General features: G+C 65.4%; 20 protein-coding genes. 6 read left to right on the top strand and 14 right to left on the bottom strand.

The features are described from left to right. Positions 1–2: 2 nt before the first annotated feature. A complete protein-coding gene (locus tag KKQ75_RS09845; protein ID WP_213361934.1) occupies positions 3–650 on the top strand; it encodes a LysE family translocator in 648 nt (215 codons plus the stop codon). Positions 651–662: 12 nt separating this feature from the next. Here KKQ75_RS09845 and ubiA read toward each other — a convergent pair whose 3' ends face one another. Together ubiA and KKQ75_RS09835 are read right to left on the bottom strand one after the other, a co-directional pair. After that, positions 663–1544, bottom strand: coding sequence for a 4-hydroxybenzoate octaprenyltransferase (gene ubiA, locus KKQ75_RS09840; RefSeq protein ID WP_213361932.1), 882 nt, complete (start codon positions 1542–1544; stop codon positions 663–665). A gap of 142 nt (positions 1545–1686) precedes the next feature. Further along, complete coding sequence (locus tag KKQ75_RS09835; protein ID WP_213361927.1) at positions 1687–2700, bottom strand: hydrogen peroxide-inducible genes activator; 1014 nt, start codon at positions 2698–2700, stop codon at positions 1687–1689. 267 nt (positions 2701–2967) lie between these two features. On the opposite strand from KKQ75_RS09835, the gene KKQ75_RS09830 reads away from it, so the two are divergent. Next, entirely contained in the window at positions 2968–4683 is a 1716-nt protein-coding gene (locus tag KKQ75_RS09830; protein WP_284069735.1) for a long-chain-fatty-acid--CoA ligase, read from the top strand. Between the two features lie 36 nt (positions 4684–4719). Then, complete coding sequence (locus tag KKQ75_RS09825; protein ID WP_213361925.1) at positions 4720–5067, top strand: phage holin family protein; 348 nt, start codon at positions 4720–4722, stop codon at positions 5065–5067. A gap of 12 nt (positions 5068–5079) precedes the next feature. Here the strand turns inward: KKQ75_RS09825 and arsC are convergent, their stop codons facing one another. From arsC to KKQ75_RS09810, 3 genes are all read right to left on the bottom strand, one after another. Continuing rightward, positions 5080–5508 carry an arsenate reductase (glutaredoxin) gene (gene arsC / locus KKQ75_RS09820; protein WP_213361924.1) on the bottom strand — a complete coding sequence of 143 codons (429 nt, stop codon included), beginning with the start codon at positions 5506–5508 and terminating at the stop codon, positions 5080–5082. Positions 5509–5648: 140 nt separating this feature from the next. Next, positions 5649–6563, bottom strand: a complete 915-nt coding sequence (locus KKQ75_RS09815) for a LysR family transcriptional regulator (RefSeq protein WP_213361922.1) — start codon at positions 6561–6563, stop codon at positions 5649–5651. A 40-nt stretch (positions 6564–6603) separates the two neighbouring features. After that, positions 6604–6993 (bottom strand): BLUF domain-containing protein, encoded by a 390-nt coding sequence (locus KKQ75_RS09810; protein WP_213361921.1) that lies wholly within the window; start codon positions 6991–6993, stop codon positions 6604–6606. A gap of 183 nt (positions 6994–7176) precedes the next feature. Here KKQ75_RS09810 and KKQ75_RS09805 point away from each other — a divergent pair, with 183 nt between their 5' ends. Next, positions 7177–9168: a monovalent cation:proton antiporter family protein gene (locus KKQ75_RS09805; RefSeq protein ID WP_213361920.1), complete on the top strand. Its 1992-nt coding sequence runs from the start codon at positions 7177–7179 to the stop codon at positions 9166–9168. Positions 9169–9228: 60 nt separating this feature from the next. On the opposite strand, the gene KKQ75_RS13090 is transcribed toward KKQ75_RS09805, so the two are convergent. Together KKQ75_RS13090 and KKQ75_RS09795 are read right to left on the bottom strand one after the other, a co-directional pair. Then, entirely contained in the window at positions 9229–10164 is a 936-nt protein-coding gene (locus KKQ75_RS13090; RefSeq protein ID WP_250131060.1) for a M23 family metallopeptidase, read from the bottom strand. Positions 10165–10177: 13 nt separating this feature from the next. Beyond that, positions 10178–11257 (bottom strand): L,D-transpeptidase family protein, encoded by a 1080-nt coding sequence (locus KKQ75_RS09795; protein ID WP_250131059.1) that lies wholly within the window; start codon positions 11255–11257, stop codon positions 10178–10180. A 299-nt stretch (positions 11258–11556) separates the two neighbouring features. Between KKQ75_RS09795 and KKQ75_RS09790 the strand changes: the two genes are divergently transcribed. Then, on the top strand, positions 11557–12111 hold the full coding sequence (locus KKQ75_RS09790) for an adenine phosphoribosyltransferase (RefSeq protein WP_213362761.1): 555 nt from the start codon (positions 11557–11559) through the stop codon (positions 12109–12111). Between the two features lie 136 nt (positions 12112–12247). Here KKQ75_RS09790 and ahpF read toward each other — a convergent pair whose 3' ends face one another. The 4 genes from ahpF to KKQ75_RS09770 form a co-directional block, all read right to left on the bottom strand. Beyond that, the gene (ahpF, locus tag KKQ75_RS09785; RefSeq protein WP_213361916.1) at positions 12248–13807 is read right to left on the bottom strand and encodes an alkyl hydroperoxide reductase subunit F; all 1560 of its coding nucleotides are present in this window, start codon (positions 13805–13807) and stop codon (positions 12248–12250) included. Between the two features lie 186 nt (positions 13808–13993). Beyond that, the gene (gene ahpC, locus KKQ75_RS09780) at positions 13994–14560 is read right to left on the bottom strand and encodes an alkyl hydroperoxide reductase subunit C (protein ID WP_213361915.1); all 567 of its coding nucleotides are present in this window, start codon (positions 14558–14560) and stop codon (positions 13994–13996) included. Between the two features lie 282 nt (positions 14561–14842). Then, positions 14843–15217 carry an HTH domain-containing protein gene (locus KKQ75_RS09775; RefSeq protein ID WP_213361911.1) on the bottom strand — a complete coding sequence of 125 codons (375 nt, stop codon included), beginning with the start codon at positions 15215–15217 and terminating at the stop codon, positions 14843–14845. Beyond that, on the bottom strand, positions 15214–15510 hold the full coding sequence (locus KKQ75_RS09770) for a toxin-antitoxin system TumE family protein (protein ID WP_213361909.1): 297 nt from the start codon (positions 15508–15510) through the stop codon (positions 15214–15216). Before KKQ75_RS09770 ends, KKQ75_RS09775 begins: the two co-directional genes overlap by 4 nt. An 82-nt stretch (positions 15511–15592) precedes the next feature. Between KKQ75_RS09770 and fumC the strand changes: the two genes are divergently transcribed. Next, a complete protein-coding gene (fumC, locus tag KKQ75_RS09765) occupies positions 15593–17026 on the top strand; it encodes a class II fumarate hydratase (RefSeq protein ID WP_213361906.1) in 1434 nt (477 codons plus the stop codon). A 100-nt stretch (positions 17027–17126) separates the two neighbouring features. Here the strand turns inward: fumC and KKQ75_RS09760 are convergent, their stop codons facing one another. From KKQ75_RS09760 to KKQ75_RS09750, 3 genes are all read right to left on the bottom strand, one after another. Further along, complete coding sequence (locus KKQ75_RS09760) at positions 17127–19973, bottom strand: cation-translocating P-type ATPase (RefSeq protein WP_213361904.1); 2847 nt, start codon at positions 19971–19973, stop codon at positions 17127–17129. A 73-nt stretch (positions 19974–20046) separates the two neighbouring features. After that, complete coding sequence (gene gshA, locus KKQ75_RS09755; protein ID WP_213361902.1) at positions 20047–21345, bottom strand: glutamate--cysteine ligase; 1299 nt, start codon at positions 21343–21345, stop codon at positions 20047–20049. A 159-nt stretch (positions 21346–21504) separates the two neighbouring features. Next, complete coding sequence (locus KKQ75_RS09750; protein ID WP_213361901.1) at positions 21505–22971, bottom strand: TrkH family potassium uptake protein; 1467 nt, start codon at positions 22969–22971, stop codon at positions 21505–21507. Position 22972: the final 1 nt, after the last annotated feature.

The following is a 22972-nucleotide window of genomic DNA, read 5'->3' as shown; positions in this document are numbered from 1 at the left end:
ACATGGACATGAAACTGTGGTTCGCCTTCATGGTGGCGTGCTGGCTGATTGCGCTTTCGCCGGGATCGGGTGCCATCCTGTCCATCAGCCATGGCAGCGTCTATGGCGTGCGTCGCACCAGCGCCACCATTGCAGGCCTGCAGACCGGCCTGCTGGTGATCCTGCTGGTGGCGGGGCTGGGTGTGGGCTCGGTGCTGCTGGCCTCCGCCACGGCCTTCACCGTGCTGAAGGTGCTCGGCGCGCTGTACCTGATGTACCTCGGCATCAAGCAGTGGCGCAACACGCACGGCATGCTCGAAGGCGACGTGGTGCAGCAGGCCGTGGCCGAGGGGCAGGGCAATTGGAAGAAGCGCTTCATGACCGGCATGCTCACCAACGCGACCAATCCCAAGGGCATCGTGTTCATGGTGGCGGTGCTGCCGCAGTTTCTGGACGCCCACCGGCCCATCGGGCAGCAGCTGGCCATCATGGCGCTGACCATGTGCAGCATCGACATCGTGGTGATGCACGGCTATGCGCTGAGCGGACGTCTGCTGCGCCGCGTGCTGACCACGCCGCGCGCGGTGCGCTGGCAGAACCATGTGTTCGGCGGTGTGTTCGTGGCGCTGGGCGTGGCCTTGCTGTTCACGCAGCGCACGCGTCCGGCCTGACGCTGTAACCGGTCAAGCCAGCGCCAGCGCCCCCAGGAAGACGACGAATCCGACCCAGTGGTTCTGCCGGAAGGCCAGGAAGCACGGGCCGCGCTCACGCGTGCGGATCAGCAGGTAGTGCCAGCCCACCTGCGCCAGTGCCAGCAGCAGCGTGAGCAGCCAGGCGGCGTGGCGCCAGCCGGGCGTGGCCAGCGTGGCGCCCAGATCGGCGTGCTGCCAGAAGATGGTCCACCAGATCGCCTTGTGCGCCAGGTAGAAGGCCATGATGGCCGCCACGTCGAAGCGGCCGAAGGTAATGGCCGAGGTCTTGATGCCGATTTTCAGGTCATCATCGCGGTCGACCATGGCGTATTCGGTGTCGTAGGCCAGCACCCAGCACAGGTTGGCCAGCAGCATCCACCACACCACCGGCGGAATCTGGTTCTGCACGGCGGCATAGGCCATGGGCAGGCCCATGCTGAAGGCCATACCCAGCACCGCCTGCGGAATGGAGAAGAAGCGCTTGGTATAGGGATACAGGATGGTGACGGCCAGCGCGGGAATGGACCACAGCACGGTCAGCCAATTGGTGGTCAGCACCAGCAGGAAGGACACCAGCGCCAGCACGCCACCCACGCCCAGTGCCTCGCGCACGCTGATGTGGCCGCTGGTGATGGGACGGTTGGCAGTGCGCTTGACGTGACGGTCGAATTCGCGGTCGGCCACGTCGTTGATGCAGCAGCCGGCGCTGCGCATCAGGATGGTGCCCAGGGTGAAGACGATGATCAGGTGCCAGCCCGGAAAGCCGCGGGCCGCCAGCCACAGGGCGGCCAGGGTGGGCCAGAGCAGCAGCAGCCAGCCGGCGGGGCGATCCCAGCGGATCAGGTCGAGATAAAGACGGAGACGTTCTTGCATGACCCCGCGATTGTAAAAGCCGGCTGTGACAGGCTAGCGCGGCACCAGGAACAGCAGAGAAGAGCGCTCGGAAGCTGCCGTACCATCTGCCGGCCGTCGAAGGAGATGCCCGGCGGTCCGTGGCAGATGTCCACAGAACCCTTCAGGACAGCCGCTGCACGCCCGGCAGCGCGCAGGCATAGACCGCGTTGCGCAGGGCGGCAATGGCCTCGTAGCGCGTGAAGCTGCGTCGCCAGGCCAGCACCACGCGGCGTGTCGGCACGTCATCAGGCTCGAACGGGATGTAGCGCACGAAGGGCGCATCGCTGTGCGGGCTGAACAGGGCGTCGGGCCGTGCGTGGCGGGCCGCGGGCGCCATCTTGCCACGGGGTGCGGCAGCGGCCGGCTGCAGCACCTCGGGCGGCACGCTCAGCGCCGGCACCAGCGTCACGCCCATGCCGGCGGCCACCATGTGCTTGATGGTTTCCAGCGAAGAGCCCTCGAAGCTCTTCTGGATGCCATCGGCATGGCTGGAGAAGCGCGCGAACTCGGGGCAGACCTCGAGCACATGGTCGCGGAAGCAATGGCCGGTACCGAGCAGCAGCAGGTTTTCCTTGCGCAGAGCCTCCGCACTGACGCTGGATTGCGCGGCCAGCGGATGGGTGGATGGTACCGCGGCCCAGAAGGGTTCGTCATAGAGCGCGGCCTGCGCCAGGCCGGAATCGGGAAACGGCTCGGCCAGGATGGCGCAGTCGATCTCGCCCGAGCGCAGCATCTCCAGCAGCTTGCTGGTGAAGTTTTCCTGCAGCATCAGCGGCATCTGCGGCGTGAGCTGCATGTTCTGCCGCACCAGGTCGGGCAGCAGGTAGGGGCCGATGGTGTAGATGATGCCCAGGCGCAACGGCCCGGCGAGCGGATCCTTGCCGCGCTTGGCGATGTCGCGGATCAGGTTGGACTGTTCCAGCACCACCTGGGCCTGACGCACCACTTCCTCGCCCAGCGGCGTGAGGGTGACTTCGCTGGCGCTGCGCTCGAACAGCTTCACGTCGAGTTCTTCCTCCAGCTTCTTGACGGCCACCGACAGCGTCGGCTGGGCCACGAAGCAGGCTTCGGCGGCACGGCCGAAATGGCGCTCGCGCGCAACGGCAACGATGTACTTGAGTTCGGTGAGCGTCATGGCAGCAATGGAAGAAAGGGTGCCGGCATGGTATCAAACCCGTGGCGCCGGCCTGCATCCCGCAGATGCGGTATGGGTGCCACAGATCACCCTAGGAAAAACCCCTGATCTGCCATGCTATGACACATGATTGTTTCAGGTAAGCTGATAGTAAGATATAACTCCACACCGAACGATCGTGCTATTCGGTACGGTCAAACAGATAATAGCCACACGCTGCCGCAGTCAGCCAGCGGGGCACGAGGAAGACATTGCATGAGCGAATTTATCGACAGCCGCCCCTGGCTGGCTGAATATCCCCCCGGCGTTGCCGTGGACATCGACATGGGCGGCTACGAGTCGCTGGTGGAGTTGCTGGAGCAGACCTTCACACAGTTCCGCGATCGCACCTCCTTCACCATGATGGGCCGCGACATGAGCTACGGCGAGCTGGATCAGGCCAGCAAGTCGATCGCGGTGTATCTGCAGAAGATCGGGCTGCAGCGCGGCGACCGCGTGGCGGTGATGATGCCCAACATCCTGCAGTACCCGATCGCGGCCATGGCCATTATCCGCGCCGGTATGGTGCTGGTGAACGTCAATCCCCTCTATACGGCGCGCGAGCTGGAGCACCAGCTCAAGGACTCCGGTGCCAAGGCCATCTTCATCGTCGAGAACTTTGCCCATACGCTGGAGGCCTGCGTGGCGCGCACCGACGTCAAGCACGTGGTGGTGGCGGCCATGGGCGACCGCATGGGAATGGTGAAGGGCCTGGTGATGAACTACGTGGTGCGCCACGTGAAGAAGCTGGTGCCGGCCTACAACCTGCCCGGCTCGGTGCGCTTCAACGAGGCTCTGAACAAGTATCCGGCCAAGCAGTACCAGCCGGTACAACTGGGCCTGAATGATATTGCCGTGCTGCAGTACACCGGCGGCACCACGGGCGTGGCCAAGGGCGCGGTGCTGCTGCACCGCAACATCGTGGCCAACGTGCTGCAGTGCGAGGCCTGGTACCAGCCTGGCCTGTCGCAGCGCCCGGCGCACCACCAGCTGGGATTTGTCTGCGCGCTGCCGCTCTACCATATCTTCGCCTTCACGGTGAACATGCTGCTGTGCTCCAAGCTGGGCGGCAAGAACATCCTGCTGCCCAACCCGCGTGACCTGGGCTCGGTGATCAAGGAACTGAAGCAGCACATCTTCCACAGCTTCCCGGGTGTGAATACGCTGTTCAACGGGCTGGCGCACCACCCCGATTTCGACCAGGTGGACTGGAAGCACCTGCGCATCACCGTGGGTGGCGGCATGTCGGTGCAGGGCGCCGTCGCCAAGCTCTGGCTGGAAAAGACCGGCTGCCCGATCTGCGAAGGCTACGGCCTGTCCGAAACCAGCCCCGTGGCCAGCTGCAACCCGGTGACCAACACGGCATTTACCGGCTCCATCGGCGTGCCGGTGCCAAGCACCATGATGAAGCTGGTGGACGACAACGGCAACGAGGTGTTCGACCTGGGCGACCGCGGCGAGATCGCCATCAAGGGGCCGCAGGTGATGGCCGGCTACTGGCGCCGCCCGGACGAAACCGCCAAGTCCCTCACGCCCGACGGCTACTTCAAGACCGGCGACATCGCCGTGATGGACAAGCGAGGCTACTTCACCATCGTCGACCGCAAGAAGGACATGATTCTGGTGAGCGGTTTCAACGTCTACCCGAACGAGGTGGAAGATGTGGTGGCCTCGGTGCCGGGCGTGCTGGAATGCGCGGCCGTGGGTTTGCCGGACGAGAATTCCGGTGAATCGGTCAAGCTGTATGTGGTGCGCAAGCCGGGCAGCAATGTCAGCGAGGAGGACATCCGCGAGCACTGCCGCGAGGACCTCACCGGCTACAAGCGGCCCAAGACCATCGAGTTCCGCGAAACGCTGCCCAAGACGCCGATCGGCAAGATCCTGCGCCGCGAGCTGCGCGACGAGGAAATGAAGAAGATGCAGACCGAGGCCCAGGCGGCCTGACATCGCCGCGCCACGATTCCCTGTTATGCTGATCCCATGGTCAAGATGATTGTGAAATGGCTGCTCTACGCAGCCGCCCTGATGCTGGTGGCCAATCTGGTCGGCGGCATTTCCGTGAGCAGCTTCGGCTCGGCCCTGCTGGCCGCCGTGGTGATCGGCTTGCTCAACCTGCTGGTGCGTCCCGTGCTCGTGGTGCTGACGCTGCCGGTCACGGTGATCACGCTGGGCCTGTTCCTGCTGGTGATCAACGCGCTGCTGTTCTGGTTTGCCGGCAGCGTGCTGGCGGGCTTCAGCGTGGCGGGCTTCTGGGTGGCCGTGCTGGGGGCGATCGTCTATTCACTGATCGGCCTGGTGATTGATGCGGTGGTGGAACGGGTGCTCTGACCCGTTCTGAGTTCAGCCCTTTTTCACCAGCTGGCCGCCGGCATCCACCACCGGCTCGCCGTCTTCCTTGCTGAAGGCGCCGCGCTGGGGCTGGTCCAGAATCTCCAGCACTTTCTCCGAGGGGCGGCACAGGGCGGCACCCTTGGGCGTGACGACGACCGGGCGCTGCAGCAGGATCGGGTGCTGCACGATGAAGTCGATCAGTTCTTCCTCGCTCCACTTCGGGTTGCCCAGATCGAGTTCGGCATAGGGCGTGCCCTTTTCGCGCAGGATGGCGCGCGCGGGCAGTTGCAGTTGCTGCAGCAGGGCGCGCAGGGCGGCATGATCCGGCGGGGTCTTGAGGTATTCGATCACGGTGGGCTCGATGCCGGCATTGCGGATCAGGCCCAGCACGTTGCGCGAAGTGCCGCACTTGGGATTGTGGTAGATGGTGGTGCTCATGCGGGGGCTCCGGAAAATCTCGGTTGGGATGCGCGGGATTGTGGCATGGAGCGGGCCAAGCCGCGTGGGCAGGAGTGCAAGACCGGATGCGGCAGCGGCCCTTGGCTGCAGTGGCCCGCCGACATCCTTATGCGGGCGCCTTATTGCTCCCAGTATCCCGGATCGCCGTACCGGCCTTTGAGATAGTCGATCCACAGGCGCAGGCGCAGCGGCAGGTGCTTGCGCTGCGCGAAGACGGCGTAGATGCCGTTGGGCGGGGCGGCAAACTCGTCCAGCAGCGAAACCAGCCGCCCGCTGGCGATGTCGTTGGCCACTTCCCAGGTGCTGCGCCAGGCAATGCCGTGTCCGCCCAGGCACCAGGCGTGCAGCACCTGGCCGTCACTGCAGTCGAGCGGGCCGCCGGGCTTGATGTGGAGCAGTTCGTCGTTTTCCAGAAAGGCCCAGCCGCGTGTCTGCGAGGCTTCGCTGCTGAGTGTCAGGCACTGGTAGCGTTCGCTGTCCAGCAGCTCGCGCGGGTGGCGCGGTGTGCCGTGGCGGCGCAGATACCCGGGCGTGGCCACGCACAGGCGGCGGTTGTCGGCCAGGCGCGTGCTGACCAGCGAGGAGTCGGGCAGGTCGCCCACGCGCACGCCGCAGTCGAAGCCTTCGGCAGCCAGGTCGACCACGCGGTCGCTCAGGTTGAGCGAGATGCGCACATCGGGGTGCAGCTCGTGAAACAGCGGCACCAGCGGTGCCACGTGGCGGCGGCCGAAGCCGGCGGGCGCGGTGATGCGCAACTGGCCGCTGGCGCGCACGCTGCCGGCGCTGACGGCGGCTTCCATGTTGGCCACGTCGGCCAGAATGCGGATGCTTTCCTCCAGAAAGGCCGTGCCCTCATGCGTAAGGGAGAGGCGGCGCGTGGTGCGCACTAGCAGCTTCACGCGCAGGCGCGCCTCCAGCGCATCCAGGCGGCGGCCGATCATGGCCGGTGCCACGCCCTCGGCCTGGGCCGCTGCCGTCAGGCTGCCGCGCTGGGCCACGGAGACGAAGGTTTCGATCTGCTTGAACTTGTCCACGATGAACGATCATAGCGGGACAGGCCGGCCAAGAGCCGCCTCAGCCCAGATCGAGCGCTTTCTCCATCTGCAGGAATTGCTGCATGCAGGTGTCTGCGGAATGCTCCTGCAACTGCTCGAAGGGATCGTCTTCGCTCACGGTGGCGTAGCCCAGGCGGAAATCGGCGAAGCGGCGCTCCGGCAGCTCGCGCTGCAGCAGCATGATGATGTCGCAGTGACGCTCGTCCTTTTCGATCGAGCGCATGATGGCCAGCACCTGTTCGCGCGGCCCTTCGAGCTGCTGGCAGAAGCGCGCGCCGTTGAAGACCAGCAGGCCGGTCACGTCCTGCTGCTGGTTGCGCTCGCGCGCCACCTTGAGGATGGGGGCCACCACGGATGCCGTGTGTCCCGGCGCCAGGGTGCTGACGTAGAGGATTTCAAACAGGGGCATGGTGCCGGCAGGGTGAAAATTGGGGGAAGCGCCATTATCGGCAAATCCCCGGACAACGCCAATCGGGATCAGCCTGTGTTTGATCTGGCTCAGAGTGGGAAATAACCGACGCCGGCCGGTTTTCCGTGTGGACAGGCTGCTGCGCCGGAGGTTCTGCGCCGGCTCTGCCAGTACACTTTCAAGATGACGTCGCTTGAACTCACTCTTTTCTTCCTGCTGGCGGCGGTCCTCGGTGTGGTGATCTTCCGCAGCTTCAAGCTGCCCCCCATGCTGGGCTACCTGGCGGTGGGTGCGGTGATCGGCCCGCACATGCTGGGCATGGTGCAGCGCAGCGAGCGCATCCAGCATCTGGCCGAGTTCGGCGTGGTGTTCCTGATGTTCGTGATCGGGCTGGAGTTCAGCCTGCCCAAGCTGCGCACCATGAAGCGCCACGTGTTCGGTCTGGGCCTGTTGCAGGTGCTGGCCACCATGCTGCTGAGCACGCTGATCATTCTGGGCATCCGCTGGATCATGCCCGAGCTGTGGCGCCTGTCCTGGCAGGGTGCGGTGGCGCTGTCGGGCGTGCTGGCCATGAGCAGCACCGCCATCGTGGTAAAGCTGATGGCCGAGCGGCTGGAGCTCGACACCGAATACGGCAAGCGCGTGATGGGCGTGCTGCTGTTCCAGGATCTGGCCGTGGTGCCGCTGCTGGTGCTGATTCCGGCGCTGGCCGCCAATGACGACGATCTGGGCATGGAACTGCTGTTTGCGCTGCTGAAGGCGGTGGCGCTGATTACGCTGCTGCTCACCGGCGGCCAGCACGTAATGAAGCCCTGGTTGTTCACCGTGGCGCGGCGCAAGAGCAGCGAGCTGTTCATGCTCAACATCCTGCTGATCACGCTGGGCCTGGCCTGGCTGACCGAGCAGGCCGGTCTCAGCCTGGCGCTGGGTGCCTTCATCGCAGGCATGCTGATTTCCGAAACGCCCTACAAGTACCAGGTGGAGTCGGACATCAAGCCCTTCCACGACCTGCTGCTGGGCCTGTTCTTCATCACCATCGGCATGATGCTGGACTGGCACGAGATCGTGCGCCACTGGGAATGGGTGCTGGTGCTGATCACGGTGCCGGTGCTGTTCAAGCTGCTTGTGGTGTGGGGGCTGGCCTATGTGCTGGGAGCCAGCAATGGCGTGGCCTTGCGCACCGGCCTGTATCTGGCGCAGGCGGGTGAGTTCGGTTTCGTGCTGCTGAACCTGTCGCTGCACAACAAGCTGCTGCCGGCGCCGCTGTTCAATGCCATCCTGGCCAGCATGGTGCTGTCGATGATCGCCACGCCCTTCATCATCATGTACAGCAAGGACATCGTGCTGCGGCTGGCGGCGAGCGAATGGATGAGCGAGTCGCTGCAGATGACCTCGATCGCACGCCAGAGCATGGGCCAGAAGGGCCATGTGATCATCTGCGGCTATGGCCGTACCGGGCAGAGCCTGGCGCGCATGCTGGACAAGGAGGCGATTCCGCATATCGCGCTGGATCTGGACCCGGACCGTGTGCGCAAGGCCAGTGCGGCCGGCGAGGCGGTGGTGTATGGCGATGCCTCGCGCGCGCAGGCGCTGACGGCGGCGGGTCTGTCGCGTGCCAGCGCCGTGGTGCTGACCTTTCTGGATGTGCCGCTGGCGCTGCATGTGCTGGACCAGCTGCGCAAGCTGGCGCCGCAGGTGCCGGTGGTGGTGCGCACGCAGGATGACCGCAATCTGGATGCGCTGCGTGCGGCCGGCGCGACCGAGGTGGTGCCCGAGGCCATCGAGGGCAGCCTGATGCTGGCCGGCCATGCGCTGGCGCTGGTGGGCATCCCGATGCGGCGTGTACTGCGCACGGTGCAGCAGCAGCGCGAGCAGCGCTATCGCCTGCTGCGCGGCTACTTCCGCGGCGCGAACGAGGAGCTGCAGGAAGACGACAGCGAATACGAGAAGCTGGAAACCCTGGTGCTGCCGGAAGGGCTGCAATGCCTGGGCCAGACCGTGGACGACCTGCGCCCCTTGCTGGACAGGTTCAACGTGCATCTGGTGAGCGTGCGCCGCTCCACCGGCACCTCGCTGTCACCGCGCGGCGACCTGATCCTGGAGCCGGGCGACACGCTGGTGCTCAGTGGCAAGCAGGTGGACCTGGCCGAGGTGGAGGATGCACTGAGCCACTGAGCGGGAGCGGCAATGGCTCCGCAGATGCCACATCGTCAGCAAAGCCGGTTCAGGCAGGGTTCAGCGCCAGAGCCGGTAGGGGTTCAGGTAGGCACCGCGCCACCAGTTGCGTTCCGGACCCAGCTTGAAGGCGGCAAAGTGCAGGTGCGGGGCTGCCGGGTTGGCGTTGCCGCTGCTGCCCACGTAGCCGATCACGTCGCCACGCCGCACTTGCTGGCCTTCCTGCAGGCCTTCGGCATAGCCCTGCAGGTGGGCATAGTAGTAGCCGAAGCGGCCGGACGGATCGAACTGGTAGAGGGTGAGTCCGCCGGCCTCGCTCGTGAACAGCTTGACGATGCGGCCGTCCTCCACGGCGCGCACCGGAGTGCCGGCGGGTGCCATGATGTCGATGGCCTCATGCAGGCGGCCGCTGCCACGTGACTGGGTGTAGGTGTCGGTCAGTTGCGACGGCCTGATGCCATCCACCGGCAGCAGCAGCTTGCGTGCAGCCAGCTCGGCGATCTCGGACTCGGTGACCGGGGAGACGGACGGGGCGCCCGCTGCCGAGGCTGGTACGTAGTTGACGCCGTCGACACCGCCGGGTGACTCAGGGGTGCCGGCGGAAGCGGCCGGCATGGCCGCGGCGGGGGAACTGGCAGGTGGTGCTGCGCTGTCCATGCCGGGGGTGGCCGCGCTGGCGTGCGGGACTGCCGCAGTCGCCATCGCATCGGAGGCGGCGCTGGCGGTTGCCGCCGGCAGCGGTGCTGACGAAGCGGCAGAAGCCGGCATCACGACCGCCGAAGCTGCCGACGCCGGCGTTGCGGCCGGATCGGGCTGGCCGCCACGCTTGAGCCACCACATCTGGGCCGCATACAGCAGCACGCCCAGCAGGATCAGCCAGAACAGCGTGCGCCGCAGCGTGACGAGCAGCCAGCTGCGGCGCGGAGGCTGCCGGGACGGGGCGCCGGCAGCATGGTCGGAGTCGGTCGGAGGGGAGGTCGGTCGTTGCTCTGCCATACCCCATTATGTCTCAGGCCCGTACAACGACCTTGAAGCCCGGCTCGGCCAGCTGCGCCACGCGCGCCACGTCCCAGTTGGTCATGCGCACGCAGCCATTGCTTTCCATATGGCCGATCTTGCCCGGCTCCGGAGTGCCGTGGATGCCCCAGTGCGGCTTGCTCAGGCCCAGCCACAGGTTGCCCACCGGGCTGTTGGGGCCGGGGGCGATGCGCGCCTTTTCGTCGTTCTGGTTGGCCTTCTTGAGCAGCTTGGGGTTGTACATGTAGTCGGGGTTTTTCACCTCGTTGCGGATGTCCATGGTGCCGACCGGCAGCGGATCGCTGGTGCCGCCGATGGTGACCGGGAAGGCGGCCACGATGCTGCTGCCGTCCTCTCCGGTGAGGAACAGGGTGTAGGCCGACTTGTCGATGCGGATCGAGCCGGCCTTGGCGGGTGCGGGCGTGTCCAGCACATTCGGCACCACGATCTCGGTGCCGGCCTTGAACGCCTTGCCGGGATTGAGGGCGGCCAGGAAGCGCGGGTTGGCGTGGAATTTTTCGCCAAGGGCTTCTTCGAGCGACTGGTAATTGAGCGCCTTGAGCCTGGCCTTGTCCGACATCCTGCGTGGAATGCGTGTGAAGGGGCCGGCCGCATCCTGCGCAGTAATGGTGTAGCGCGTGAGCGGGGCCGCGCTGTCCGTGCGCAGCGCCTTCCAGGTCTCGGCATCGATCTGGCCGCTCACCTTCAGGCGGCGTGCCTGCTGGAAAGCGCTCACGATGCGGTGCATGTTGCGCCCGAAATGACCGTCGGTCTCGCCGGTGGAGAACCAGGCGCGATCCAGCAGGATCTGCGCGCGCGCCACGGCCGCCCCCTTGCTGCCCTGTTTGAGCAGCGGAGTATCGGTGGCGGCATTGAAGGCATCGAAGGCCAGCGAATCGGCGCTCTTGCCTGTGGTGGCGGCTGCACTGGCGGCACTGGCGGGTGGCGTGGCCGGTTTGGCTGCAGCGGTGGCGGCCCAGGCGGGAAGCGTGGTGGCGGCCAGCGTAGCGGGCACGGCAGCTCCATGCAGCAGGAAGCGGCGGCGGCTGGAAGCGGGGGTGGCATTCGGCATGAAAACTCCTTCTTGTCGGTTCCCGGAACTGGCACCGCGCGCAGGGCAGCAGCGCCATCGATGCTCCTGATTGTGCAAACCTCCCGGCGGCACATCCTGTAGGAACCGGCCGCACCTCCGGGGCAGCGCATCGCCCCTTGTGCAGGACATCCTGCGTGCTTGCCGACCTCCATCATTCGGTGGACAGGCGTGCAGCAGGCCGGAAAACCGCCCCGCAGCTGTCTCCGGCCGTGCCGAGCCGGTACACTGTGCGCATGCGGCCCGAGCATGCCGAAACAAGGGGAGTGATGACCATGCCAATGAGCAGCTACAACGTGCAGGACTATCTGCGCAGCCATATCCGTACCGTACCCAACTGGCCGGCGCCGGGCGTGCAGTTCCGCGATATCACGCCGTTGCTGCAGAACCCCAAGGTATTCCGTGTGCTGATCGATGCCTTCGTGCACCGCTACATGGATCCGGGTATGCGTCCCGATGTGGTGGCGGGGCTGGATGCGCGTGGCTTCATCCTCGGCTCGGTGGTGGCTTATGAGCTCAACGTCGGCTTTATCCCGGTGCGCAAGAAGGGCAAGCTGCCTTTCACCACGGTGGAGGAAACCTACGAACTGGAATATGGCAGTGCCACGGTCGAACTGCACACCGACGCGGTCAAGCAGGGTGACCGCGTGCTGCTCGTGGACGACCTGATCGCCACCGGCGGCACCATGCTGGCCGGCAAGCGCCTGCTGGAGAAGCTGGGTGCCACGGTGATGGAGGGCGCGGCCATTGTCGACCTGCCCGAACTGGGGGGCAGCCAGCGCCTGCGGGAGTCGGGACTGAAGCTGTTCACGCTGGTGGAGTTCAACGGACACTGAGCGCGGGCGGAACGGACGCCTGATCGCGCTGCCTTTCCATGCAGAATGCCCCGGAGCTGGTAGCCAGCGGCCGGGGCATTTTTTCTTCTGACGTGCGGGGCCGTTGATGCGCCCCGCGCCGCATTCAGCAGTGCGATCAGTGCGCCGTACTGCGGATCAGGTGATCGAACGCGCTCAGCGACGCCTTGGCACCCTCGCCCATGGCGATGATGATCTGCTTGTACGGCACCGTGGTGCAGTCACCGGCGGCAAATACGCCCGGCACACTGGTGGCGCCTCGGGCATCCACCACGATCTCGCCCATGCGGTTGAGTTCGATCGTGCCCTTGAGGAAGTCGGTGTTGGGCAGCAGGCCGATCTGCACGAAGATGCCGGCCAGTTCCAGTTCGTGCGCTTCCTCGGTCGCGCGGTCTTTGTAGCGCAGCGCAGTCACTTTCTGGCCATCACCCACCACTTCGGTGGTCTGCACGTTCTTCAGCACCGTCACGTTGGGCAGGCTGTAGAGCTTCTTCTGCAGCACGGCATCGGCCTTCAGTTCGGGCATGAATTCGAACAGCGTCACGTGCTCGACCACGCCCGCCAGGTCGATGGCCGCCTCGACGCCGGAGTTGCCGCCGCCGATCACCGCCACCTTCTTGCCCTTGAACAGCGGGCCGTCGCAATGCGGGCAGAACGCCACGCCCTTGGTCTTGTACTCGGTTTCGCCGGGGATGTTCATCTCGCGCCAGCGGGCGCCGGTGGCCAGAATCACCGATTTGGCCTTGAGCACGGCGCCATTCTCCAGCGTGACTTCGGCCAGACTGCCTTCGGTTGCGGGCTTGAGGGCACTGGCGCGCTGCAGCGCCATGATGTCCACGTCATAGTCCTTCACGTGCTCTTCCAGCGCGGCACCGAGTTTGGGGCCGTCGGTGGCTTTCACGGAGATGAAGTTCTCGATCGCCAGTGTATCCATCACCTGGCCGCCGAAGCGCTCGGCCACCACGCCGGTGCGGATGCCCTTGCGCGCCGCATAAATGGCGGCTGCGGCGCCGGCCGGGCCGCCGCCTACTACCAACACGTCGAAGGCCTCTTTCGCATTGAGCTTTTCGGCATCGCGCGCGGCAGCGCCGCTGTCCACCTTGGCCAGCAGCTCCTCCACTGTCATGCGGCCATTGGCCAGCATCTCGCCGTTGAGGTAGACCGTGGGCACGCCCATCACCTGACGCTCTTCCACTTCCTTCTGGTAGAGCGCGCCGTCGATGATGGTGACCTTGATGTTGGGGTTCTGGATGGCCATCAGGCTGAGCGACTGCACCGTCTCCGGGCAGCTGTGGCAGCTCAGGCTCATGTAGCACTCGAAATCGTACTGGCCGGGCAGGGCGCGGATCTGCTGCAGCGTGTCTTCTTCGACCTTGGGCGGATGGCCGCCGGTCCACAGCAGGGCCAGCACCAGCGAGGTGAATTCGTGGCCGAGCGGAATGGCGGCAAAGCGCAGTTGCGTGCTGGTGCCCACACGTTGCAGCGTGAACGAGGGCTTGCGCGCATCGCTGCCGTCGGTGCGCAGCGTGATCTTGTCGCTCATGCCCTGGATCTGCTCCAGCAGGCCGCGCAGTTCGGCGGAGGACTGGCTGTCATCCAGCGAAGCCACCAGCTCGAACGGCTGCGTGACGCGTTCCAGATAGGCTTTCAGTTGGGTGGCGAGTTCCTGGTCGAGCATGATGTTCTCCTCTCCTTGGGCAAAAAACTGGTGTCAAGAATGTCGGGCCTTGTGGTCAGACATTGTTCAAAGCAGTCTTCGTGGGCACGTTTCGGGTAAAAAAAGGCCAGACGGCGCAGCAAGCCGGGCTGCGTCGCCGTCTGGCGGCTGGGGATGGCCCGCAGCGAGCCATCATCCTGGGGCAGATTAGATCTTGCCGACCAGGTCCAGAGAGGGCTTCAGCGTCTCGGCGCCTTCGTTCCACTTGGCGGGGCAGACTTCGCCCGGGTGCTCGGCCACGTACTTGGCAGCCTTGGCCTTGCGCAGCATTTCGCCGGCGTCGCGGCCGATGCCGTTGTCATGGATTTCGCACAGCTTGATCTGGCCTTCGGGGTTGATCAGGAAGGAACCGCGCAGCGCCAGGCCTTCTTCCTCGATCATCACGCCGAAGTTGCGGGTGATGGTGCCGGTCGGGTCGCCGATCATCGGGTACTTGACCTTCTTGATGGCGTCGGAGGTGTCGGCCCAGGCCTTGTGGGAGAAGTGCGTGTCGGTGGACACGGCATAGACTTCCACGCCCAGCTGCTTGAACTCTTCGTACTTGTCGGCCAGGTCTTCCAGCTCGGTCGGGCACACGAAGGTGAAGTCGGCCGGGTAGAACACGACCAGAGACCACTTGCCCTTCAGGTCTTCGTTGGAAACCTGGAAGAAGCCCTTGCCGGCCTGGAAGGCCTGGGCTTTGAACGGCAGCACGGTGGTGTTGATCAGGGACATCGCTTATCTCCTTGGATGGATTGCAGGTGGAAATGGAACGGAAGCGGCAGCAGCCGGCTTCATGGTGCACCGGCCGGGAGGCAGGTGTGTGACAGAGAGGCAGTTGCCGTTTCCGAACACAGGGTTATGGTAACGCAGGGTGGGCGATTTGGGGTTTGGATTGTTCTAACAACTCAATAGCTACAGACTATTATGATGGTGGTGCTTGTTTATTGCGAAGAGCAGCTTCTCCTGGCGGCTCAAGTTCTGGGTGTCGAGTGCATCTGAGTGAGATGGGCGGATTCAAGCCACCAACGCCTCCAGCCGAAACGAGCGCGCCACGGGCCGCACTTCTTTCATGCGCCCATGCCCCGGCAAAGTCTTCGTTTCCACAATCACCAGTCCGGCGCTCTCCAACTGGTCCACATCCCGCTTGACGGCGCTCCGATCACGCTGCAGCCGGGCAGCGATGATGGTGATGGAGGCGGGAGCCTCCTTGACGCTGCGCAGTAGCTCCAGCTTGGCGGGCGTCAGCAGGCTGAGCATGTCGGCAGGGTCTTCAAAGCTCACCACATGCTGTGCAGGCAAGGGCTGACCAGCATCGGCAAGTTTGCTCAGCCGTTTGCCGCGGCGGAAAAATTCGCTTTCGCCTGCTGTCTTGATGGTGACTTCACTCATGCTGTACTCCTCAAGGCCAGCCAGTCGGCCTTGAACCGTTCTTCGGTATCCTCGAAACTGACAAATTCCACCGGCGTGACCTGGCCGAAGTAATGGCGGTGGTGGTAACCGTGCTGGTTGTCATAACCCACAACGCGCCCATTGTCTCCCGCATGCAAGGCCTGATTGATGTAGGCGAGGTTGTAGCGGGTGATTTTGCCTTGCTGGTCTATCCACACCTCGCGGCGTAACTGGCCGTTGCCACGCTTGCGGGAGATGTAATGAACATCGTCAATCACCTTTTGATCAGCCATGATCTATATTATCATGGCTGAATCTGGCGGGCAACACGTTGCCTGAGGTCCACGTAGAACATGACTGTACAAGGAGGTCATCGTGCCAACCAGCCGCACCGAACACGACTCCATGGGTCCCGTTGAAGTCCCTGTCGATCGCTACTGGGGCGCCCAGACCCAGCGCTCGCTGGAGCATTTCCCCATCGGCACCGACCGTTTCCGCTGGACGCGCCCGATGGTGCGCGCTCTGGGCATCCTCAAGCAGGCCGCCGCGCGCGCCAATGCCGAACTGGGCGAACTGCCAGCCGATTTGGCCCAGGCCATTGATGCCGCCGCACAGGAGGTCATGGATGGCACCCTCGACGCCCATTTCCCCTTGGTCGTCTTCCAGACCGGCTCCGGCACACAATCCAACATGAATGCCAACGAGGTGATCGCCAATCGCGCCATCGAGCAGCTGGGAGGCGAGCTGGGCAGCAAAACGCCGGTGCATCCCAACGACCATGTCAACCGCGGACAGTCGTCCAACGACACCTTTCCCACCGCCATGCATATCGCCGTGGTGGAGCAAGTGCAGCAGCGCCTGCTGCCTGTCGTGCGCACGCTTAACGCGACGCTGCAGCAGCGTGCCCAAATGTTTGACGATGTGGTCAAGACCGGCCGCACGCACCTGCAGGACGCCACCCCGATCACGCTGGGACAGGAGATCGGGAGCTGGGTGGCGCAAATCGAACAGGCGCTGGCGGGCGTGGAGCGTTCGCTGGGCGGCTTGCACGCGCTGGCGATCGGCGGCACGGCGGTGGGCACGGGTTTGAACGCGCATCCGCGCTTTGGCGAAACCTGCGCCGCGCATATTGCGAGCATCACCGGCCAGCCCTTCCATGCGGCCGACAACAAGTTTGCCGCGCTGTCCGCGCACGATGCGCTGGTGGACTGCTCCGCCAGCCTGCGCACGCTGGCAGGAGCGTTGTTCAAGATGGCCAACGACGTGCGCTGGCTCGCCAGCGGCCCGCGCTGCGGCATCGGCGAGTTGCGCATTCCCGAGAACGAGCCAGGCTCGTCCATCATGCCGGGCAAGGTCAATCCCACGCAGTGCGAGGCGCTGACCATGGTGTGCGCGCAGGTATTCGGCAACGATGCGGCGGTGGCCTTCGCCGGCACGCAGGGCAATTTCCAGCTCAATGTGTACAAGCCGGTGATGGTGCACAACGTGCTGGAGAGCATTGCGTTGCTGGCTGATGCCAGCTTGGCCTTCGAGCGCTACTGCGCCGCCGGCATCGAGCCGGACCGGGCGCGCATCCGGGAGCATCTGGAGCGCAACCTGATGCTGGTGACTGCTCTGAACCCGCACATCGGCTATGACGCCGCGGCACGCATTGCCAAGCATGCGCTGGCTCGGGGCATGACCCTGCGGGCAGCGGCGCTGGAGCTGGGGCTGGTCACGCCGGAGCAGTTCGATGCGTGGATGGATCCGATGGCGATGGCAAAGCCGCACCAGGATCGGCCGACACTTCGAGGCGTTTCGCCGGGGTAACTGCGGCGACGGTGCTTGCTGCTCTGTTGGTCAACCAAGGGGCGGTGTCCATCACGTTGACCATGGCAGCGACGGACCGCTGCAACTTTGGCAGGCAAGGTCACCGATTCCGCATCCCCCTGCGCACCAGCTTGCGCAACTCCCCATGCCACAGCACCGTACTCGCCATGGCCGCGCACAGCGCCCAATGCTCCGGCGTCAGCGGCGCCGTGCCAAACGCGGTATTCAGCCACGACACATGCACCACCGCCACCTGCAGCAACACCGAGAGCAGCACCGCGCCCCACACCCACGGATTGCTGCCCAGCCCGCGGAAGGCGCTGGTGTCTTCCGAGCGCACGTTGAAGCAATTGAACAGCTGCGCCAGCACCAGCACGGTAAATCCGGCCGTGCGCGCCGTGGTCAGGTCGTGCTCGCCGGGCAGCAGGCCGCCCGGCAGGAACAGGTCGATGGTCAGCAGCGTGGCCAGCGCCATCACCAGCCCGGTCTGGATCACGCCCGACCACATGGCGCCATCGATCACGCGATCGCCCAACTTGCGCGGCGGCCGGTGCATGGTGTTGGCGCTCGGCGGGTCCATGCCCAGCGCCAGCGCCGGCGCCGAATCGGTGATCAGGTTGATCCACAGGATCTGCGTGGCCAGCAGCGGCAGCACCAGCGCGCCCGCCGGGCCATGGCCATCGGCAGCCGTCAGCCCGATCACGCCGGCCCCCACCACGCCCAGAAACACCGTCAGCACCTCGCCCATGTTGGACGACAGCAGGTAGCGCAGAAACTTGCGGATATTGCTGAAAATCCCCCGCCCCTCGCGTACCGCCTGCACGATGGTGGCGAAGTTGTCGTCGGCCAGGATCATGCGCGCCGCTTCCTTGGTCACCTCGGTGCCGGTCACGCCCATGGCCACGCCGATATCGGCCGACTTGAGCGCGGGCGCATCGTTCACGCCGTCCCCCGTCATGGCCACGATATGGCCGTCGGCCTGCAGCGCCTGCACGATGCGCAGCTTGTGTTCCGGCGCCACGCGCGCATAGACGGAGGTGCTGCGCACCGCCTTGGCAATTGCTGCATCGCCGAGCGACAGCAGCTCGTCCAGCGCATCGCCGGTCAGCACCGTCTCGCCTGCCTCGATGATGCCCAGATCGGTGGCAATGCGCTGCGCGGTGCGCGGATGGTCGCCGGTGATCATGATCACGCGCACGCCGGCGGCGCGCGCCTCGGCAATGGCCTGCGCCGCCTCGGGGCGCGGCGGGTCGATGATACCGACCATGCCGGCCAGCACCAGGTCCTGCTCCAGTTCGGGTGAGGGCTGTGCCGCGGCATCGCCCGGCAGCACACGGTAGCCCACCGCCAGCGTGCGCAGCGCATCGCCCGACATCGCTTCTATATCGCGCTGGGCTTGCTCCACGGCGCCGTCGTCCAGCGGCTGCACCTCGTTGCCTACGCGCTGGTGCGTGCAGCGCTGCAACAGCACATCGGGCGCGCCCTTGGTCACCAGCAGGATGTGGTCGTGCTGCTTGTCGCGCACGATCACCGACATCAGCTTGCGTTCGGAGTCGAACGGAATCTCGGCCACGCGCTCGAAGCGCCCGCTGCGCGCACCCTCCACGCCCAGCTTGCGCTCGGCCACCAGCAGCGCCGCTTCGGTCGGATCCCCCTGGATCTCCCAGATGCCCTCGCCGCAGTCACGCAGCGTGGCATTGCTGGCGAGCGACCCGCCGGTCAGCACCGCGCGATGTTCGGAATGCAACGGCCCCTGCTCCAGCACAGCGCCTGCATGCTGTATTTGTCCGTCCGGCGTATAGCCCACGCCCGTCACATGGCTTTCTCCGGATGCGCTGATCACGCGCTCCACCGTCATTTCGGACTTGGTCAGCGTGCCGGTCTTGTCCGTGCAGATCACCGAGGCCGAGCCCAGCGTCTCCACCGAAGACAGCTTCTTCACGATTGCCTTGTGCTCCGCCATGCGCTGCACGCCCAGCGCCAGCACCAGCGAGAGGATGGCGGGCAACCCCTCGGGCACCGCCGCCACCGCCAGCGAAACGCCAAACAGCAGCGCCGTCACCACGCCCTGCAGCGAGTCCACATGGCCCACCCACAACAGCGTGCCGATCACCGCAACGGCAATCACGATCACGGCTATGCCCAGCATGCGGCCGATATAGCGCACCTCTTTCTGCAAGGGGGTGTCGTCTTCCTTCCCGGTGGCGAGCATATGGGCGATGGCACCCATTTCGGTGTCCATGCCGGTGGCGGTGACCACGGCCAGACCGGTACCGCCCGCCACTGCCGTGCCCTTGTAGACCATGTTCAGCCGGTCGCCCAGCGAGGTCGGCGCCTGCAGCACCGCCGCATCCTTCAGCACCGCCTCGCTTTCCCCGGTGAGCGAGGCCTCCTGCACGCGCAGCGCATTGGCCTGCAGCAGGCGCGCGTCGGCGCCCACGGCATCGCCTTCGGCCAGCACCAGGATGTCGCCCTTCACCAGTTGCTGGCTGGGCACGCGCGTTACAGCGCCGTCGCGCAGCACGCCTGCCGTCACCTCGGTCATGCGCGCCAGCGCTGCCGCCGCGTTCTCGGCCTTGGCCTCCTGCACATAGCCGATCAGCGCATTCACCAGCACCACGGCAGCAATCACCACCGCATCCACCGGCCAGCCCTGGTAGCCCTCGATGGCCCAGGCCCCCAGCGTGATCAGGATGGCTGCGAGCAGCAGGTAGATCAGCGGATCATGGAACTGCTGCAGGAACCTGCGCCAGCCCGGAACCGGCGCCACCGTGGCCAGTGCGTTGGGGCCATCCTGCTCCAGCCGGCGCGCCGCTTCGGCGCTGTCAAGACCGCGCTCGCAGTCGGTGCCGGCGTGCTGCAGTACGGCATCGGCAGGCAGCAGGCTCGGGTCGTCCTGCCGCAAGGGCGGATCGGCGGGGGCGGGCGTCTGCGCGTCGGTCGGCATCGGTCAGGGCACTCCTTGGTTTTTGCGGGGGAGCTGCCAGCCGGCTTGCAGGCCATGACGCAAGCCCGGCATGTCAGCCCAGCTCCTCGAGCATGGGATCGGTGGCTTCCAGCTCGTAACTGGCCGCCAGCATCGCCAGCCGCGCCACCACGCCGTACATGTAGAAGCGGTTGGGTGCGCTGGCACCGGGTTTCTTGCCCGGCTCCGGCAGCAGGTTGCTGTCGTCGAACGCCAGCGGCACGTAGCGTGCGCCGGGCGCGTTCAGGTTCTCGTCGATGCCGCGGTGCGCATGCACGCGGTAGAAGCCGCCCACCACGTAGCGGTCCAGCATGTACACCACCGGCTCGGCCACGGCATCGTTGATGCGCTCGTGCGTCAGGATGCCTTCCTGGATGATCACGTTGCTGATCGGCTGGCCGCCCTGGCGCAGCGGCACCGTCTTGCGCACGCGCTCTTCCAGCACATCCAGGTCGTGCATGTCGCGCACCGTGGTGATGCCCAGGCCGGAGGTGCCGTTGTCGGCCTTCACCACCACGAAGGGCTTTTCCTGGATGCCGTATTCCTTGTACTTGCGCCGGATGCGGCCCAGCAGCGCATCGGCATTGTTGCGCAGGCAGTCCAGCCCGGTGCTGCTGGCAAAATCCACCTCGCCGCACTGGTTGTACATGGGATTGATCAGCCAGGGGTCGATGCCCAGCATCTTGCTGAAGCGCTTGGTCACTTCCTCGTAGCTGGCAAAATGCCGGCTCTTCAGGCGCACATGCCAGCCGGCGTGCAGCGGCGGCAGCAGGTACTGCTCGTGCAGGTCTTCGAGGATGCCCGGGGCACCGCTGCTCAGGTCGTTGTTGACCAGAATGGTGCAGGGGTCGAAGCCCTTCAGCCCCAGCCGGCGCTCGCTGCGGATCACCGGCTCGAGCAGCACGCTGCCGCCGTTGGGCAGGGCAATCTCGGTCGGCTCCTTGATGTCCGGGTCGATAGAGCCCACGCGCACGTTCAGCCCAGCCATGCGGAAAATCCGCACCAGCTGCTCGATGTTGCACAGATAGAAGGTGTTGTTCTGGCGGTGGTTCTCCGGAATCAGCAGCAGGTTGCGCGCTTCGGGGCAGATCTTCTCGATCGCCGCCATGGCCGCCTGCACGGCCAGCGGCAGCATCGGCTCGCTCAGGTTGTTCCAGCCGTCGGGGTACAGATTGGTGTCCACCGGCGCCAGCTTGAAGCCGGCATTGCGGATATCCACCGAACAGTAGAACGGCGGGGTATGCTCCATCCACTCCAGGCGGAACCAGCGCTCGGTGGCCGGCATGGAGTCGATGATGCGTTGCTCTAGCTCGTTGATGGGGCCGGTCAGGGCAGTCACGAGGTGGGGAACCATGGGGGATCCTGTTCAGTGGGAAGGGTCATCTTACCGCGAACCGGTGTCATGAAAGCCGGTTGGGTCCGGGCAGATGCCATGTCGCGCGCGAGCCTGCCAGATGGGGGCGGCAGGCCCGGAATCCAAGATACCGCCCATAAGGGGGAGGCTGAAGGAAATTCAGCGCTTCCAGTAGGAGGGCAGCAGCAGCGCGAAGAAGCTCAGCAGCTCCAGCCGCCCCAGGATCATGCCGGCGCTGCAGACCCAGATCTGGAAGTCGGTCAGCGCCGCGTAGTTGGAGGTCGGCCCCACCTTGGCCAGTCCCAGCCCGGTACAGTTGATGCTCGCCAGCGTGGCGGCAAAGGCCGACACCAGATCCAGTTCGCTGGCCAGCATCAGCAGCGTCATGACCAGCACCGTGGCCACGTACAGCACGGTGTAGGCCACCACGGCGCGCACGATATGGTCGGGAATGCGGTTCTGCCCGATGCGCGGCGGCTGCACCAGACGCGGGTGCACCATGCGCTTCAACTCGTGCCGCGCCTGCTGGAACAGCACCAGCACACGCAGCGTCTTGATGCCGCCTCCGGTCGATCCGGCGCTGGTGGCGAAGCTCGACAGCAGCAGCATGAACATCGGCGCAAACGGCGGCCACAGCTCGAAGTTGGTGGTGCCATAGCCGGTGGTGGTGGCGATCGACACGGTGTGGAACATGCCGTAGCGCAGCGCCTTGAGCGGCTCGTAATGCCCCTCCAGCCAGATCACGAAGGACACCAGCAGGCCGCCGCCGACCAGGCAGATCAGCGTGATGCGCAGCTCGGGGTTCTTCCAGATGATGTCGCTGCGCTTCTTGCTGATGGAGGAGAAATACAGCGCAAAGTTGGCGCTGCACACCAGCATGGTGATGATGGCCACGGTCTCGATCGCGGCCGAGTCGAAGTAGGCAAAGCTCGCATCATGCGGCGTCAGCCCGCCCAGACTCACGGTGGTGAACATGTGCAGCACCGCATCCACCGGTGTCATGCCTGCCAGCCAGTAGCCGAAGGCGCACAGCACCGAGATGGTGGCATACACCAGCCACAGGCCCTTGGCCGTTTCGGCGATGCGCGGCGTGAGCTTGGTTTCCTTCATCGGCCCGGGCGACTCGGCGCGGAACAGCTGGCTGCCGCCCATGCCCAGGAAGGGCAGCACCGCCACCACCAGAATCAGGATGCCCATGCCGCCCAGCCACTGCAGGAAGCAACGCCACAGGTTGATGGAAACGGGCAGCTTGTCCACCCCCGACATCACCGTGCCGCCGGTGGTGGTCAGCCCCGACGTGGCTTCGTAGAACGCATGCGTGAACGACATGGGCTGGCCCAGCGCCTGCATGCCGAGCAGCAGCGGCAGCGTGGCGAACAGCGGCAGCATGCTCCAGGTCAGCACCACCAGCAGCACGCCGTGGCGCGGCTGCAGTTCGTCGCTGGCCGAGCGCGTCGCCAGCCAGAGAGCGCCCCCCGACAGCCAGGTCAGACTGACCGCCTGCATGTGCACCCACAGCAATCCGTCGTCGAACAGGGCAGAGGCACCCACGGGCAGCAGCATGGCGCCCGAGAAGAACATGATCAGCATGCCAAGCAGCCGCAGGACAGGAAGTACATCGCGCATG

Origin of the sequence: Brachymonas denitrificans (assembly GCF_907163135.1) — a bacterium.
Lineage (GTDB): Bacteria > Pseudomonadota > Gammaproteobacteria > Burkholderiales > Burkholderiaceae_C > Brachymonas > Brachymonas denitrificans_A.
The sequence above is the reverse complement of the archived record's forward strand: the minus strand, read 5'-3'. Positions and strand labels throughout refer to the sequence as shown.